The organism is Ahrensia marina (genome assembly GCF_001293565.1).
GTDB lineage: Bacteria > Pseudomonadota > Alphaproteobacteria > Rhizobiales > Rhizobiaceae > Ahrensia > Ahrensia marina.
In genome coordinates, this window is the sequence record NZ_JXMU01000011.1 from 56384 (window position 1) to 72972 (window position 16589).

General features: G+C 50.6%; 13 protein-coding genes. 11 read left to right on the top strand and 2 right to left on the bottom strand.

The features are described from left to right. Positions 1-11: 11 nt before the first annotated feature. The 11 genes from ntrC (at position 12) to SU32_RS08755 (ending at position 13614) form a co-directional block, all read left to right on the top strand. Complete coding sequence (ntrC, locus tag SU32_RS08705) at positions 12-1463, top strand: nitrogen regulation protein NR(I) (RefSeq protein ID WP_053998968.1); 1452 nt, start codon at positions 12-14, stop codon at positions 1461-1463. Positions 1464-1568: 105 nt separating this feature from the next. Continuing rightward, a complete protein-coding gene (locus tag SU32_RS08710) occupies positions 1569-3881 on the top strand; it encodes a sensor histidine kinase NtrY-like (protein ID WP_053998969.1) in 2313 nt (770 codons plus the stop codon). Next, positions 3878-5239 carry a nitrogen assimilation response regulator NtrX gene (ntrX, locus tag SU32_RS08715; RefSeq protein WP_053998970.1) on the top strand — a complete coding sequence of 454 codons (1362 nt, stop codon included), beginning with the start codon at positions 3878-3880 and terminating at the stop codon, positions 5237-5239. The genes SU32_RS08710 and ntrX overlap by 4 nt, the downstream gene beginning before the upstream one ends. Before the next feature lie 6 nt (positions 5240-5245). Further along, the gene (gene trkA, locus SU32_RS08720) at positions 5246-6622 is read left to right on the top strand and encodes a Trk system potassium transporter TrkA (protein ID WP_053998971.1); all 1377 of its coding nucleotides are present in this window, start codon (positions 5246-5248) and stop codon (positions 6620-6622) included. A 20-nt stretch (positions 6623-6642) separates the two neighbouring features. Next, the gene (locus SU32_RS08725; protein ID WP_053998972.1) at positions 6643-7512 is read left to right on the top strand and encodes a D-amino-acid transaminase; all 870 of its coding nucleotides are present in this window, start codon (positions 6643-6645) and stop codon (positions 7510-7512) included. A 131-nt stretch (positions 7513-7643) separates the two neighbouring features. After that, positions 7644-7895: an RNA chaperone Hfq gene (hfq, locus tag SU32_RS08730; RefSeq protein WP_053998973.1), complete on the top strand. Its 252-nt coding sequence runs from the start codon at positions 7644-7646 to the stop codon at positions 7893-7895. Between the two features lie 71 nt (positions 7896-7966). Then, a complete protein-coding gene (hflX, locus tag SU32_RS08735; protein ID WP_053998974.1) occupies positions 7967-9286 on the top strand; it encodes a GTPase HflX in 1320 nt (439 codons plus the stop codon). Then, positions 9286-10335, top strand: a complete 1050-nt coding sequence (locus SU32_RS08740) for a DNA polymerase III subunit delta' (RefSeq protein ID WP_053998975.1) — start codon at positions 9286-9288, stop codon at positions 10333-10335. Before hflX ends, SU32_RS08740 begins: the two co-directional genes overlap by 1 nt. Positions 10336-10485: 150 nt before the next feature. Further along, on the top strand, positions 10486-12018 hold the full coding sequence (metG, locus tag SU32_RS08745; RefSeq protein WP_053998976.1) for a methionine--tRNA ligase: 1533 nt from the start codon (positions 10486-10488) through the stop codon (positions 12016-12018). Next, complete coding sequence (locus SU32_RS08750) at positions 12018-12812, top strand: TatD family hydrolase (protein WP_053998977.1); 795 nt, start codon at positions 12018-12020, stop codon at positions 12810-12812. Before metG ends, SU32_RS08750 begins: the two co-directional genes overlap by 1 nt. After that, positions 12805-13614, top strand: a complete 810-nt coding sequence (locus tag SU32_RS08755) for an MBL fold metallo-hydrolase (protein WP_053998978.1) — start codon at positions 12805-12807, stop codon at positions 13612-13614. The genes SU32_RS08750 and SU32_RS08755 overlap by 8 nt, the downstream gene beginning before the upstream one ends. 35 nt (positions 13615-13649) lie before the next feature. Here the strand turns inward: SU32_RS08755 and hglS are convergent, their stop codons facing one another. Continuing rightward, the gene (gene hglS / locus SU32_RS08760) at positions 13650-15023 is read right to left on the bottom strand and encodes a 2-oxoadipate dioxygenase/decarboxylase HglS (protein ID WP_201454905.1); all 1374 of its coding nucleotides are present in this window, start codon (positions 15021-15023) and stop codon (positions 13650-13652) included. Positions 15024-15076: 53 nt separating this feature from the next. Beyond that, complete coding sequence (gene amaB / locus SU32_RS08765; RefSeq protein WP_053998980.1) at positions 15077-16576, bottom strand: L-piperidine-6-carboxylate dehydrogenase; 1500 nt, start codon at positions 16574-16576, stop codon at positions 15077-15079. Positions 16577-16589 lie beyond the last annotated feature (13 nt).

Sequence of the window (16589 nt, forward strand, 5' to 3'; positions counted from 1 at the left end):
AGGTAGATGCAATGAACGGAACAATTCTAGTCGCTGATGATGATGCAGCCATTCGCACGGTGCTCAGTCAGGCGCTGTCGCGGGCAGGGTATGATGTCCGCATCACGTCCAATGCATCGACGCTATGGCGCTGGGTTGCCGAAGGTGAGGGTGACTGCGTCATCAGCGATGTCGTTATGCCGGATGAAAATCTGTTCGATCTTCTCCCCCGGATGAAGAAAATGCGACCGGACCTGCCGATTATTGTCATGAGTGCGCAAAACACATTTATGACCGCCATTAGAGCCTCGGAAAACGGTGCATATGAATATCTGCCCAAACCGTTTGATCTTGTCGAACTGACGGCGATTATCGAGCGGGCTTTACAGGAAGGGCGGCGAAAACCGTCAAGCAGCGACAATGCGGTCGCGGCAAAAGACGAATCCATGCCGCTTGTAGGCCGTTCTCCGGCAATGCAGGAGATTTACCGTGTGCTGGCCCGCATGATGCAGTCTGATTTGACGGTATTGATCAACGGCGAATCCGGGACAGGCAAAGAACTTGTTGCCCGCGCATTGCATGAATATGGCAAGCGCAAAAAAGGCCCGTTTGTTGCGATCAATATGGCGGCTATTCCGCGTGATCTGATCGAATCGGAATTGTTCGGCCATGAAAAAGGGGCGTTCACAGGCGCACATAGCCGTGCGACCGGCCGTTTTGAGCAGGCTGAAAACGGGACGCTGTTTCTTGATGAGATCGGCGATATGCCCATGGATGCGCAAACCCGTTTGCTGCGCGTTTTACAGCAAGGCGAATACACCACGGTGGGTGGACGTACGCCGATCCGGACCAATGTCCGTATTGTAACGGCGACCAACAAAGAATTGCGCAGTCTTATCAATCAAGGACTGTTTCGCGAAGATTTGTATTACCGGCTAAATGTCGTGCCGCTGCGCATTCCCCCGCTGCGTGAGCGTATTCAGGACATTCCTGATCTCGTTGGCCATTTCTTGAAAAAAGTACAAGAAGAAGGGCTTGAGGAGAAAAGGTTGCTGCCGGAGGCTATCGAAACGCTGTCGCGCTATTCTTGGCCGGGCAATGTGCGCGAACTTGAAAATCTGGTGCGCAGATTGGCGGCGCTCTATCCGCAAGACGAAATCACCGCTGATGTCGTTTCCGTAGAACTGCAAAGTACGGAAGAGGGCAGTACGCCGGATATTGGCAGCACTGAGAGCAATACAGATCTAACGATCGCGCAGGCCGTTGAACTGAATATGCAAAAGTATTTTAATTCGTTTGGTGATAGCCTGCCTCCTCCCGGTCTTTATCACAGGCTTTTGTCTGAACTGGAATATCCGCTTTTGATGGCCACATTGACCGCGACACGCGGCAATCAGATCAAGGCTGCCGATGTGCTGGGCCTGAACAGAAATACACTTAGAAAGAAAATCCGCGATCTGGGTGTCAGCGTTTTCAAGGGATAAGAGAATTCACTGAAATAATTTTGGTGAGAGGTCATTTATGTTGCGAAATGGCCACAATCTGTTGCACAATCGCCTCACTACGAAAAGGCTGGATTGAATCGCAGAATGGTCTCTCTCGACAAAGAAATGATGACGCCGGTTTCCGGTCTTGCACCTGGTAGGACAGTTTTACGCTACGGCTTCATTCTGGTTTTTGCCGCTGTTATTGTCGCCATTGCTTCATTTGTGATTTTGATTGGGCTGACGCCGATTCGTCCAGACAATACTGTGGCTGTTGCTGCTGTTGTTATAAACGGCCTGTTTGTGGTCGGACTGCTGGTCCTTATTGGTATTGAGTTGAAGCGTATTACTGACGCCCGGCGTTATGGTCGTGCCGGTGCGCGTTTGCATGTGCGTATCGTTACGCTGTTCTCGATTATTGCCGCTGCTCCCGCATTGGCTGTTGCTATCGTTGCCGGCATTACACTGGACCTAGGGCTGGACCGATGGTTCGAGATTCGCACAAGAACGATTGTTGAGTCATCCAAAGAGGTCGCTGAAAGTTATATCAACGAAAATGCGATCAATCTAAGGGATGCTTCTATCAATATGGCGTTCTCGCTGGATAATCAGGTGCGTCTATTTCGGCTTGATCAGCGTGGGTTTCGCAATTTTCTAACACAGCAAGCCAAAGGGCGCGGGATGCTTGGCGCTTCTGTTATTCGGCCCAATGGCACTGTTATTCATAGCGCTGATATTGCAACCAGCGAGCCGCTTCCTTTGCCGCCAGCAGATGCGCTTGAAACGGCGAAAGACGGTGCGCCTGTGATTATCCCGCCTGGGGTGACAAATCTCGTGGGCGCTCTGATTATGTTGCGCGATATCGACAATGCGATGCTTTATACGGTGCGCAGTGTGGATGCGGACGCGCTCAATGCGGTTCGTTTGATGGAACAGAACCGTCTGGAATACAGTAACCTTGAAGGCAACCGTCCCGTTCTTCAACTCGCATTTGCGATTCTTTATTTCGGGCTAACGTTGATCATGCTGCTTTCAGCAATCTGGACAGGTATCGCTGTTGCCAACCGTATTGTGCGGCCGATCAGGCAATTGATTACAGCGTCTGACGAAGTGGCAGGCGGTAATCTTGAAGTGCGGGTGCCGGTGCGTGCTACCGATGGCGATGTGGCGCATCTTGGCGAAACATTCAATGATATGATTGTTCAGTTAAAGACACAGCGCGATGATCTTCTAACTGCGCGTGATACAATTGATGAACGCCGAAGGTTCTCGGAAGCTGTTCTATCCGGGGTGTCTGCGGGTGTTCTCGGGGTCGGACGAACCGGATTGGTTCATGTGGCCAATAGTTCTGCAGCGCAAATTCTTGTCGGCAATAATCAGCAGATTATCGGCCGGCCGTTAAAGGATATATCACCGGCTCTTGCGGAAGCATATGCGGATATGGCCGCAAATGACCGCGATGATTTGCGCAGGCAGGTGACTTTTCTTGATAATGCCGGCCGTGAGCGCGTTCTCAATGTGCAATTGACATTAGACCGTAAAAATCCCGGTCAGGACGACGATGATGAGCCCGGGCGTTCAAACACGGATGTTCTGACGATCGATGACATATCCGATCTTATGGAGGCGCAGCGCTCCAGTGCTTGGGCAGATGTTGCCCGCCGTATTGCGCATGAAATTAAAAACCCGCTGACACCGATCCAGCTTTCTGCAGAGCGCATCCGTCGCAGGTTCGGCAAACAAATTGCCGATGAAGATCGCACCGTCTTTGATCAATGTACGGACACAATAATCCGGCAGGTTGGTGATATTGGCCGCATGGTCGACGAGTTTTCGTCTTTTGCGCGAATGCCAAAACCTGTCATGGAAATGCAGGACTTGCGCACGGTCATTAAAGAAGCTGCGTTTCTGGTTGAAGTTAGCCGCAATGAAATCAAGTTTGACCATGATTTTGGTGAAGAGCCTTTGAAATGTCTGCTTGATGATCGTCTGATTGGACAGGCGGTTGGCAATGTTATCAAAAATGCCTCTGAAGCAGTGGAAGGCAGAATTCTGGAAGAACGGCTCGAGGATGTGCAGGGACATATTTTGATTCGTGCATATGCGGCCAACGGTCAGTGGATTCATTTGGATGTAATCGACAATGGTCGCGGATTTCCAAAAGCCAATCGTCAACGCTTGCTTGAGCCCTATATGACCACCCGTGAGAAGGGAACAGGGCTCGGATTGGCGATTGTGCGCAAAATTATGGAAGATCATCATGGCCGTCTCGAGCTTCATGATGCCCCACATGAACATCATGAGGGAGTCGGTGCCATGGTGCGTATGATTTTCCCAAAAAGCGAAGCTGCGTTCAACGAGACAGCAGCAGACAATAAAATAGATAAAAACACGCCAAGTGTGGAGAATTCAGTATGAAAGCAGATATTCTCATCGTCGATGATGAAGCCGATATTCGTGATATCGTATCCGGTATTCTGGAAGATGAAGGACATGAGACTCGAACCGCCTATGACAGTGACAGCGCGCTTGCTGCGATTTCCGATCGTGTGCCGCGCTTGGTGTTTCTTGATATCTGGATGCAGGGCAGTAAGCTTGATGGACTTGGTTTACTTGATGAAATTCAGGCCATGCATCCCGGATTGCCTGTCGTCATGATTTCCGGCCACGGCAATATTGAGACAGCTGTTTCGGCCATACGTCGCGGTGCTTTTGATTATATTGAAAAACCATTCAAAGTTGACCGCCTTGTTCTGGTGGCCGAGCGGGCGCTTGAAACCAGTTCAATGCGCCGTGAAATTTCCGAGCTTAAAAAACGGTCGTCTGACTCCAAGGAACTGCTTGGTAACTCGGCGGCCATGATGGGCTTGCGACAGAGCATTGACCGCGTTGCGCCAACCAATAGCCGTGTGCTTATCAAAGGGCCGACCGGTGCGGGAAAAGAACTTGTCGCAAGAGCAATACATGCGGCTTCATCGCGCGCTAAAAGCGCGTTTATTTCGATCAATGCGGCGGCCATTACGCCGAGCCGGATGGAAATTGAGCTGTTTGGCACCGAGCCTGATGGTACAGAACGCAAAGTAGGTGCGCTCGAACAGGCGCATGGCGGCATTTTGTACCTTGATGAAATTGCCGATATGCCACTCGAAACACAATCCAAGATTTTGCGGGTTCTTGTAGAGCAGGAATTTGAACGTGTAGGCGGGGTTAGGCGTGTTAAAGTTGACGTACGGATCATCTCATCCACCGCATTTGACCTTGAGCAACTGATTGAAGAAGGCAAGTTTCGCCGGGATTTATTTAACCGGTTGGCTGTCGTGCCGATTGACGTGCCGCCGCTCACAGCAAGGCGTGAAGATATCACCGTGCTTGTCCAAGCGTTTATGAAGCAAATATCCGCACAGACGGGCATCCGCGCAAAAATCATTGATGATGATGCAATGGCTGTTTTGCAGGCACATTCCTGGCCCGGCAATATTCGTCAATTGCGCAACACCATCGAGCGCATCATGATCTTGACTCGCGATGAAAGCGATGAAATTCCGGTCACAGTGGGTAAATTACCCGCCGAGCTTAGCGAGAATTTGCCAAAAGCGCCAACAGAGTCAGATACGCATATTATGTCGTTACCGCTGCGCGAAGCGCGTGAACGTTTTGAGCGGGATTACCTTTTGGCGCAGATATCGCGGTTTGGCGGCAATATCTCACGTACGGCTGAATTTATCGGTATGGAGCGCTCTGCGTTACACCGCAAACTCAAGTCCTTAGGAGTTTAAACGCCCATGCGGGTAATTATATGTGGCGCCGGACAAGTCGGTTACGGTATCGCGGAGAGACTGGCGGCGGAAGACAATGATGTTTCCGTCATTGATACGTCTGCAACGCTGATACAACGGGTTCGCGATACGCTGGATGTGCGCGGTTTCGTCGGGCATGGCGGGCATCCGGATGTGCTGGCTGCTGCCGGAGCAAACGATGCTGAAATGATTATTGCCGTGACGCTTTATGACGAAGTGAACATGATCGCCTGTCAGGTTGCGCACTCATTGTTCGATGTGCCGACCAAAATTGCGCGTATTCGTGCGCAGTCCTACCTTCAAGACCAGTACCGCGACATGTTCAGCCGCGATAATTTGCCAATCGATGTCATTATTTCGCCGGAGCGTGAGGTTGGAGAGGTTGTTCTAAAACGTATCGCGCTGCCGGGTGCGACAGACGTCGTACAATTCGCTGATGAAAACGTCACCATGATGGCGATTGAATGCCGCGAGGATTGTCCGGTTATCAATACGCCACTTAGCCAGTTGAGCGAGCTTTTTCCGGACCTAGGCGCAACAGTAACCGGTGTTTGGCGTAACGATAAACTGTTTGTTGCAAAATCAAGCGACCAGCTTTTTGCCGGTGATCTTGTTTATGTGATTTCGGTCAAAGGGCAAGTTCGCAGAACGCTGGCTCTGTTTGGCCATCAGGAAACACAGGCACGCCGTATTGTATTTGCCGGCGGCGGCAATATCGGGCTTTATGCGGCCGCCAAGCTTGAGCAATCGGCCATTAAAGCCAATCTAAAAATTATTGAAGCAAACCGTACGAGAGCGGTTGATGTTGCTGACCAATTGATGCGCACCATCGTGTTACATGGTAGCGCCCTTGATCAGCAAATTTTACGTGAGGCAGATGTGCAGGATGCCGATCTCATGGTGGCGCTCACCAATGATGATCAGGTCAATGTTCTATCATCGGTGATGGCCAAAAGATTGGGCTGTAAATCAACCATGACGTTGATAAACGACCTTTCCTATCAAAGCTTTACGTCGGCACTGGGTATTGATGCGCAAATCAACCCGCGTGCGGTCACGATTTCGCGCGTGTTGCAGCATATGCGCCGCGGACGGATTCGTCAGGTCCATTCAGTGCAAAAAGGACAGGCTGAAGTTATCGAGGCGCAAGCTTTGGAAACCTCGCCGCTGGTCGGCAAACCGCTACGCGAACAAGATTTGCCGGAAGATGTGCGTATTGGCGCAATTTATCGCGAAGGTGTGGTGCTCAAGCCGGATGGCCAGACCATCGTCAAAGCAAATGACCGCGTGATCATGTTTGCGAAAACATCTGCCATTAAAAGCGTTGAGCAGCTATTCCGCGTTAGCCTTGAATTTTTCTAAGCCCTTGGAAGGGAATTACCATGTCGCGTATCGCTTATGTCAACGGATGTTATGTGCCGCACAATCAAGCGGCGGTGCATATTGAGGATCGCGGTTACCAATTCGCCGACGGCGTCTATGAGGTTTGTGAAATAGCCGATGGCTATATCATCGATATGACACGCCATCTTGAGCGCCTGAACCGTTCTTTGAGTGAATTGCAGATGGCGTGGCCGGTCAATAAAGAGGCTTTCGTACATATCGTTAAAGAGGTGGTGGTGCGCAACCGTGTGCGCAACGGGCTTGTCTATATTCAGGTAACGCGCGGGGTTGCCAAGCGTGATCATGTCTTTCCCGAACCGGCCACCAAATCAGCGCTTGTGATCACCGCGCGCCGGAGTGATCCGGCAATCGCGGAAATGAAATTAAAAACCGGCGTTGGTGTAATTACCGTTCCAGAAAACCGTTGGGATCGTGTCGATATCAAGACCGTTGGTTTGCTGCCCAATGTGATGGCAAAACAAAAGGCGAAAGAGCAGGGCGCTGCTGAAGCATGGTTTGTTGATGCTGATGGCATGGTCAAAGAAGGTGGCTCGACCAATGCGTGGATTGTTACCCAAGACGGTACATTGGTCACACGCCCCGCTGATCATGGCATTTTGCGTGGTATCACCCGCGCAACCGCAATTGATGCTGCTTCAACGCTGGGCTTAAAATTTGAAGAACGCCCGTTTTCTGTCGAAGAGGCAAAAAATGCCCGTGAAGCATTTATAACCGCTGCGACAACAATATTAATTCCGGTTATTTCGATTGACGGTGATTCTGTAGCCAATGGTCACCCTGGGTCAATAACTGAACAACTGCGCAGCCAATTTCGCCTCGAAGTGGAAAAAATATCTGTCTATAGATAGGGCATTTGAAGGTTTTCGCACAAAAGGTACTGCAATTGACGTTGACGTACTGGTGGGAACTGAAAATATGCTTATACATGGCAATTCAATGCTACGAGCTTTAATCGAGGCTCAAGTTACACGGTAAGAAAATGGCAGATAGATCACAAAACTTACAGGATCAGTTTTTAAACGCGGTCCGAAAGCAAAAAATTTCCCTGACAATTTTCCTTGTAAACGGCGTCAAGTTGACAGGTGTTGTCACTTCGTTTGATAATTTCTGTGTTTTGTTGCGGCGTGACGGTCATGCGCAACTTGTTTATAAGCATGCTATTTCAACGATCATGCCAGGCCAGCCTGTGCAGATGTTTGAAAGTGAAACGGCTAATCAAGGCGACGAGTAATCGGCTCCATATTTGATGATATTGACGGCGCGGATGACGCCAAAGGTCCTCGCGGTTCGTTTGATCACGCGATCGAGCCAACACGCGCGATTGTTATTGCGCCCGACATAACCCAAACCAATCAGGCAAAATCGACCTTTGCCAGCGGCGCAATAGAGCGGAGTGCCGCTGAAAGACTTGTTGAAGCTGAAGGCCTCGCGCTCGCCATCGATCTTGTGATTGCGTATTCGGCCGTTGTCAGTGTTGCAAAACCGCGACCCGCGACACTGCTTGGTTCGGGTAAGGTCAAAGAACTGGCTGAAATCGTAAGAGCCGAAAAAGCCAAACTCGTGGTCATCGACCATGCTCTAACACCAGTGCAGCAACGCAATCTGGAAAAAGAGCTTCATGCGAAGGTGCTTGACCGGACAGGTCTGATTCTTGAAATTTTCGGACGCCGTGCCCGCACAAAAGAAGGCACGCTGCAGGTTGAACTTGCACATTTGAATTATCAACGCGGGCGGCTGGTGCGCTCGTGGACCCACTTGGAGCGCCAGCGCGGTGGCGCGGGCTTTCTGGGCGGCCCGGGTGAAACGCAGATTGAAGCGGACCGCAGAATTCTGCGTGATAAAATTAAAAGTCTTGAAAGTGATTTGGAGGCTGTGCGCCGCACGCGCACGCTTCACCGTTCTAAGCGCAAGAAAATCCCGCTGCCTGTCGTTGCATTTGTCGGCTATACAAACGCCGGTAAATCAACACTTTTTAACCGAATGACCGGCGCGGATGTCCATGCCGAGGATATGCTATTTGCAACACTGGACCCGACGCTGCGCCGCGTTCAATTGCCGAGCGGTACGTGGGTTATTCTATCCGACACAGTGGGTTTCATATCGGATTTGCCGACACATCTGGTCGCCGCCTTCCGTGCGACACTTGAAGAGGTGCAGGAGGCAAATCTTGTACTGCATGTTCATGATGCGTCAGACAGCGCTGCATCCGCGCAGGCCGATGATGTGCAACAGGTCTTAAAAGATCTTGATATTGATCCGGAAGACAAATCCCACGTTATTGAAGTTTGGAACAAGATTGATGCGTTGGAACCGGAAGATCGGGAAGCTCTGCAAAAGCGTATCGAGCCCGGTAAAGGTGAAGCGCTCAATCAGGTTGCTGTCAGCGCGCTTGACGGTTCAGGGTTGCCTGATCTTCTAGCACTTATTGAGCAGAAAATTGCCGGATCGCTTGTTTCGCGCCGTTTGGAGATTTCTCCTGCGCGGTTTTCTGATGTCGCTTGGCTTTATGAGAATGGAATTGTACGCGATCGTGAAGCGCTTGAAGACGGCACGATTGTTGTTGAGGTCGACCTTACACCAGAAAATTCTGAAGCTTATGACCGGCGGGCAAAGAGCAGCTAATGTCTGTGCAAGAGATAGAGTATCCTGAGTTTTTTGATAGCCTTGATGAGATTGCGCCGCCTTGTGCTGCGACATCATTGATCGGCCACGAGCCTTCAATGGAACAGATATTTTCTGCCATTTCCGGCGGGCATCATGCACTGATCCTTGATGGCGAAAGAGGGATTGGAAAGGCGACGGCTGCCTTTCTAACGGCCAATGCTGTTCTTGGTGATGTGTCTTTGACGGGCGCGCAGACGCTCTATAGTTGCGATTCAGGCTCTACAACCTACCGTCAGATTGCGCAAAATGTGCATCCGAATATGCTTTATTTGACGCGGCCGAAAAAGGATGACGGTAAAGGGTTCAAGACAGTCATCACTGTTGATGAAGTGCGCCGCTTGCAGCGCTTTTTGGGTATGACATCATCAGCAGGCGAGAAACGTGTCATCATCATCGACGGTCTTGGTGATATGAACCGCAATGCTGCAAACGCGGTTCTAAAATTACTTGAAGAACCACCTGTTAATACATTGTTTTTGCTGGTTTGTCACGGATTAGGCGGCATTCTTCCAACCATCCGTTCGCGGTGCCAGGTTGTCAGATTTCAACCTTTGGATGACGCACAGGTCCGTGCCGTTTTAGATATGGCTGCGGGGTCAATCCTTGATGCGGACCAACTGCCTCAGCTTACAGCTTTGTCAGGTGGTTCTGTTCGCTATGCACTGTTGATGGCGCTGAATGGCGGGCTGGAACTTAAAGAAAATCTGGATGCTTTTTTAAATGCGGACCAGTTTGATACTGCGCGTGCACACAAACTTGCGGACGTAGCCGGAGCGCGGGGAAGTGACACGCACAATATTTTGCTGCGTCACATGATGTTTGAAGCAATACAACAAGCCGCTATCCAAGCCGCTAATAATGGTAATATTCACCGCGCCGCACAGATTGCGCGTTTTGATGAAGAGTTTGGTGAGCGTGCACACATTGCCGACGGGTTCAATCTTGACCGCAAACAAGAGTTTCTGATTATGGCCAACAAGGTGCATTCCTTGTTGCATACGGCATAGAAGCGAAACCTCGATTAAAGAGAAAATTCTCGGTTGGCTGACAAAGATACCGCCAAATATCTCCAAAATTTTGAGCAAGTTGCAATTTCAATTCGGGATGATTTGTTCTAAAGCACGGCTACAAATTTCAATATGACCAGATTGTAGCTTATGAGCGATAAATTCTTCATCACGACACCTATTTTCTACCCAAATGGTGTTCCGCATATCGGACATGCTTATACGGCGATTGCTACCGATGTGCTGGCACGTTTCCAGCGCCTCGACGGCAAAGATAGTTTCATGCTGACCGGCACTGACGAGCACGGCCAGAAGATGCAGCGCACGGCCGAAGAACGTGGCATCACACCACAGCAACTGGCTGATGAAAACGCTGCCGTATTCCAAAAGATGGTTGAGACATTTGGCTGTTCGCACCGCGAGTTTATCCGGACGACTGAAGAACGTCACGCCAAGGCTGCTCAAGCGCTTTGGAAGAAGATGGAAGCTAATGGCGACATTTATCTTGATACTTATGGCGGCTGGTACTCTGTGCGTCAGGAAGCCTATTTTGATGAGAGTGAAACGACAATCGGTGAAGATGGTGTGCGCCGCGAACCGCTAGGTTCCGAAGTGGAATGGGTGGAAGAGGAAAGCTACTATTTCAAGCTTTCTGCCTATGGCGAAAAGCTGATTGAATATTACGAGCAGCACCCTGATTTTATTGCGCCACAAGAGCGCCGAAACGAAGTGTTGAGCTTTGTAAAGAGCGGTTTGCGCGACCTGTCCATATCACGCACGACATTTGACTGGGGCATTCCGGTGCCGGGCAATGATGATCACGTCATGTATGTCTGGGTTGATGCGCTGACCAATTATTTAACTGCGGCCGGATATCCGAACGAGCAGGGGGCTGATTGGGGCTACTGGCCGGCGACACACATTATCGGTAAAGATATTATTCGTTTTCATGCCGTTTACTGGCCTGCTTTCTTGATGTCAGCCGGTGTGGAATTGCCGAAACGGATTTACGCGCACGGCTTTCTTTTCAACAAGGGTGAAAAGATGTCCAAATCGGTGGGCAATGTGATTGACCCGTTTGAACTCGTGGACCTCTACGGGCTTGATAAGGTGCGTTATTTCTTCATGCGCGAAGTGCCGTTCGGCAATGACGGTTCCTATAGCCACGATGCGATTATCACACGCACCAATGCCGACCTTGCCAACGGACTTGGCAATTTGGCCCAGCGTTCGCTCTCGATGATTGCGAAAAATCTCGACGGTGTTCTGCCCGAAGCAGGTGATTTGCAGGCTGAAGATAAAGCACTGATTGAACTTTGTGTTCCGGCTTTGGATACTGCGCGTCAAGCAATGGACAAGCAGCAGATACACAAGGCGCTTGAGGCCATTTTTGATGTCGTGAGCGCCGGTGACCGCTATGTTGACACAATGGCGCCATGGGGACTTAAAAAGACCGATCCGGCTCGTATGGCGACAGTGCTTTACACGGTTGCAGAAACGGTGCGCCGTATCGCGATCATGTGCCAGCCGATCATGCCGGAATCGGCAGGCAAGTTGCTCGACCTTGTGGCGGTGCCAAACGACCAGCGTCAATTTGCCAATATTGAAGATGCGCTTGTTGGTGGCACGGCGCTGCCAAAACCTGAGGGCGTGTTTCCCCGACATGTGGAGACAAAAGCTTAATGTCTGCAATTGTTGACAGTCATTGCCATTTGAATTTTCCTGATTTTGCGCCTGAACTGGATGCTGTTGTCGAGCGGGCACGCGAAGCCGGTCTCGTACGTATGGTAACGATTTCGACGCGTGTGTACGAGTTTGATAAAATTCTGGCAATCACAGATGCTTATGATGATGTTTATTGTTCGGTTGGCACGCATCCGCACAATGCCGATCAAGAACTCGACGTGACGACTAAAGATCTGTTGGCGCATGCCAACCATCCCAAAGTCGTGGCAATCGGCGAGGCCGGGCTTGATTATTTTTATGATAATGCGCCTGTAGATGCGCAAAAAACCGGGCTTGTTCGTCATATCGATGCGGCGCGCGAAACCGGCCTGCCATTAATTATCCATGCGCGATCAGCCGATGAAGATATGATGCAAATTCTGCGCGATGAAACAGCAAAAAACGGCGCGTTTCCGTTTGTTCTGCATTGTTTCTCGTCTGGTAAGGCGCTTGCGGAATGCGGCATCGAGCTTGGCGGCTATGTGTCGTTTTCGGGTATTTTGACTTTCAAAAACAGTCAGGAAATCCGCGATATTGCCAAGTGTTTGCCAATGGACAAATTGCTGGTGGAAACGGACGCGCCTTATCTCGCGCCGCCGCCGCATCGCGGTCAGCGCAATGAGCCGGCTTTTGTCGTTAATACGGCCAAAGTGTTGGCGGAAACGCTTAACGTCTCGTTTGATACTATAGCCGCGCAAACAACCGATAATTTCTACCGTCTGTTTTCCAAGGTGCCGCGTCACGATGGTTGATAGGCCCGGCAAACTACAGATGACCATTTTGGGCTGCGGTTCATCGCCAGGTGTGCCGCGTCTTAACGGTGACTGGGGCAATTGTGATCCTAACAATATAAAGAATAAACGTCTGCGCGCTTCTGCTTTGATTGAGAGAATTGCGGACAGCGGTGAAAAAACAACCGTTTGTATTGATACCGGCCCCGATTTTCGTGCGCAGATGATTGCCGCTAAAGTCTCGCATATGGACAGTGTCGTTTACACCCACGCGCACGCTGACCACGTGCACGGCATTGATGACTTGCGTACATTTGTGATTTCTCAAAAACAACGCATGGATATTTATGCCGATGATTTGACAATGGAACGTCTGCGTGACGGTTTTGCATATTGCTTTGAGACGCCAGTCGGCAGTTCTTATCCGCCTATTTTGCACCCTCACAAAATTGCTCACGATACGCCGTTTACAATTCATGGAGCAGGCGGCGCTTTAGAATTTATTCCGTTGGTTCAACAACATGGCAGTATTCATTCGCTCGGTTTCCGCATTGACGATTTTGCATATTGCTCTGATGTGTCTGCCTTTCCAGAGGCAACGCTCGAAAAAATGTCAGATCTAGATGTTCTGATCATTGATGCCTTGCAGTATCGCGAGCATCCAAGCCATTTCTCTCTTGAGCAAACATTGCAAGTCATTGAGCGTTTAAAGCCAAAACGCGCCTATCTTACTCATATGCATATTCCGCTCGACTATCAGACTGTACTTGATGAAACGCCGGACCATGTGGAGCCGTGCTATGACGGTTTGGTCATAAACTAAGCAGCGTTTCGTATAAGCAAAATGCACAGGCCGGTTTAAGCTGCCGCTTGATCTTGCAGCAAATGGTTTTGCCCGAGTTGTGTTAGAGCAATCGCAAGACTGTCTGCTTCGATCCGGCTATAAAGCGCCATCTCGTCGATAACTTTTGCACCTAGTGCATCTTCAAAAGCATCCTGATTGGAAGCAGCGCTAAAATTGGATTGATCTTCCGCGCCCAGGTTTGACTGGAAGATGCCAGCGGCGGAGACGGGCAGGAAATCCTCGTAAATTTGTGGGTCTGCAATAAGCGCGCCGGACGCGATCAATTCAGATATATTGGCGGCTTTGTTTGCCACTTTTCTATTGCCCGCACGGTAGCTGAAGAATGCCAGTCCTTGCTGGCGCAAGGTTTCTAAATCGTCCGGCAGGGAGGAAAAAGCCGCTTTTAGCAGTGATGTATAATTTTCGCCGCCGGATTTCGCGGCCGCTTCACGGGTGTCCGTGATCGCTTTATCATAGAAAGCGCGGCCTGCCGGTGTAAGTGCAATTCCGCGTTGTTCAATTTCGCCAAAACGGGCTGTATGGCTTCCGGTCACACCTTGGAAAACCACTTCTTCATCCAGCGCTTTAAAGGATGTCTGACGCAGCAAAATATCTGTTTTACGTGAGGGCGGACCTTCAATGACTGCTTTAGGCGCAATGCCACGCTGCGGCATTTGTGTTTGTACAGTATCAATATCCAATGTCCGGGGCGTTAAATGATTAATGTGCGGGCCTTTAAAACTCACCACATCTGCTATCAGGCGATGCGCTTCAACCAGTTGTGTATAGGTTTCAGTGTCAACAGTTGCATCGCGGTGCCAGCGAAAGGTTTCCAAAGCTTCGCGGACAAAATCATTTGCTTGTTGCTGCGTCAGGCCGCCTTGTTTTTCTGCAATTTCAATCAGTTTGAATGCGCCATCTGTTACAATCTGGCGCTTGTTGAGAATATGTTCTGCCTTTTCGGCTAGCGCGCGGTTCTCTACCAAATCGAGCCGCAAAAGCGATGTGAATACGCGGAACGGATTTCGCTGCAGCGAAGCCTGTTCGACTGGGCGGAATGCGGTTGAATGGACCGGTATTCCGGCTACAGACAAATCATAATAGCTTACCGGATACATGCCCATGACTGCGAACATGCGCCGGATTGCTTTTAATTCCTGCGCCGTTCCAAGACGGATTGCGCCGTGACGTTCCACATCAAGCCGGTCCAACTCGCCCGCCGCTCGCAGCCGCGATTTTAATGCCGGATCAGCCTGAAGTGTCGCATGGTTCACATCACGCACAAGTTCCATAAGGGTGCCGTATTGCGGCACTTCTTTGCGATACATATCCGACATGGCTTGAGAAAAAAGCGTGCGAATTTCATCGGGGTGAATATGGGCCGTCATAGTAATTCCTGAAGGGTTGGTCTGGCATTGCTAAATGAGCCAGACCGATAGGTTTAAATGTCGAATGATACGCCTTGTGCGAGCGGCAGTTTAGCTGAGTAATTCACGGTAGATGTCTGGCGGCGCATATAGCCTTTCCAGGCATCCGATCCGCTCTCACGCCCGCCGCCTGTCTCTTTTTCGCCGCCAAAAGCGCCGCCAATCTCGGCGCCTGACGGGCCGATATTGACATTGGCGATACCGCAGTCTGAACCGGTTGCGGATAGGAATGTTTCCGCCTCGCGCATATTGAGAGTGAAAATACAGGATGAAAGACCCTGTGGCACATCGTTTTGCATTGCGATTGCTTCATCCAATGTGTCGTATTCCATGACATAGAGAATTGGCACAAAGGTTTCGGTTTTCACTGTATCGCTTTGGCTTGGCATTTCGACCAAAGCGGGCGCTGCGTATGCACCTGCCGGTACGCCTTGCGTTACCGGTTCGCCGCCATGAACAGTTCCACCTTCAGCTATGGCATTTTCAAGTGCATTTTGCATCGCTGACAATGCGTCCTCGTCTATCAACGGACCAACCAGCGTGTTTTTGTTTCGCGGATCGCCAACAGAAAGGCTGCTATAGGCGGCCTTCAACTTCTCCACGAGTTCCGACTTAATTGATTTGTGCACGATCAAACGGCGCAATGAAGTACAGCGCTGTCCGGCTGTGCCGACAGCAGAAAAGACTATGCCGCGCACGGCCATTTCCAGATCAGCGGACGGCGCGACAATCATCGCATTATTGCCGCCAAGCTCGAGAATGGAGCGTCCCCAGCGGGCAGCGACTTTTGGCCCGACAATGCTGCCCATACGGGTTGAACCGGTAGCTGAGACAATCGGCACATCTTTGCTTTCCACCAATGCGGCACCAATATCAGCCCCGCCAATGAGTAATTGGTGCAGGTCATCCGGTGCATCAGCCCCAAAGCGGGCAATGGCACGCTCAAGAATTTTGGCACACGCCATAGCTGTCAGGGGTGTTTTTTCAGACGGTTTCCAAATGACCGGATTGCCGCAAATGAGGGCAAGGGCAGTGTTCCACGACCAGACGGCAACCGGAAAGTTGAAGGCGGAAATAACGCCGCATGGTCCCATCGGATGCCATGTCTCCGACATTTTATGGCCGGGCCGCTCAGAAGCAATAGTAAGGCCGTATAGCTGGCGTGACTGCCCCACGGCAAAGTCACAAATATCGATCATCTCCTGTACTTCGCCCAAGCCTTCAGAAGTGATTTTGCCGGCTTCCAAGGTGACCAAAGCACCAAGCGCATCTTTTGATGTGCGTAACTCTTCACCGAGCAAACGCACCAATTCACCGCGGCGGGGCGCAGGCAATGTGCGCCATGCTTTGAATGCTGCCTGGGATTTTGCGATGATCGCCGGCACGTCCGCGAGCGTAGTTTCGTGTACTTTTGCAACTTCTGCGCCATCAATGGGGGAGGTCACAACATGTGTGCCGCCTGTCAGTTCAGCGTCTGTAAAACCAAGGTTTTTCAATACTGTGGTATGATCCATGATTACTCTCCTA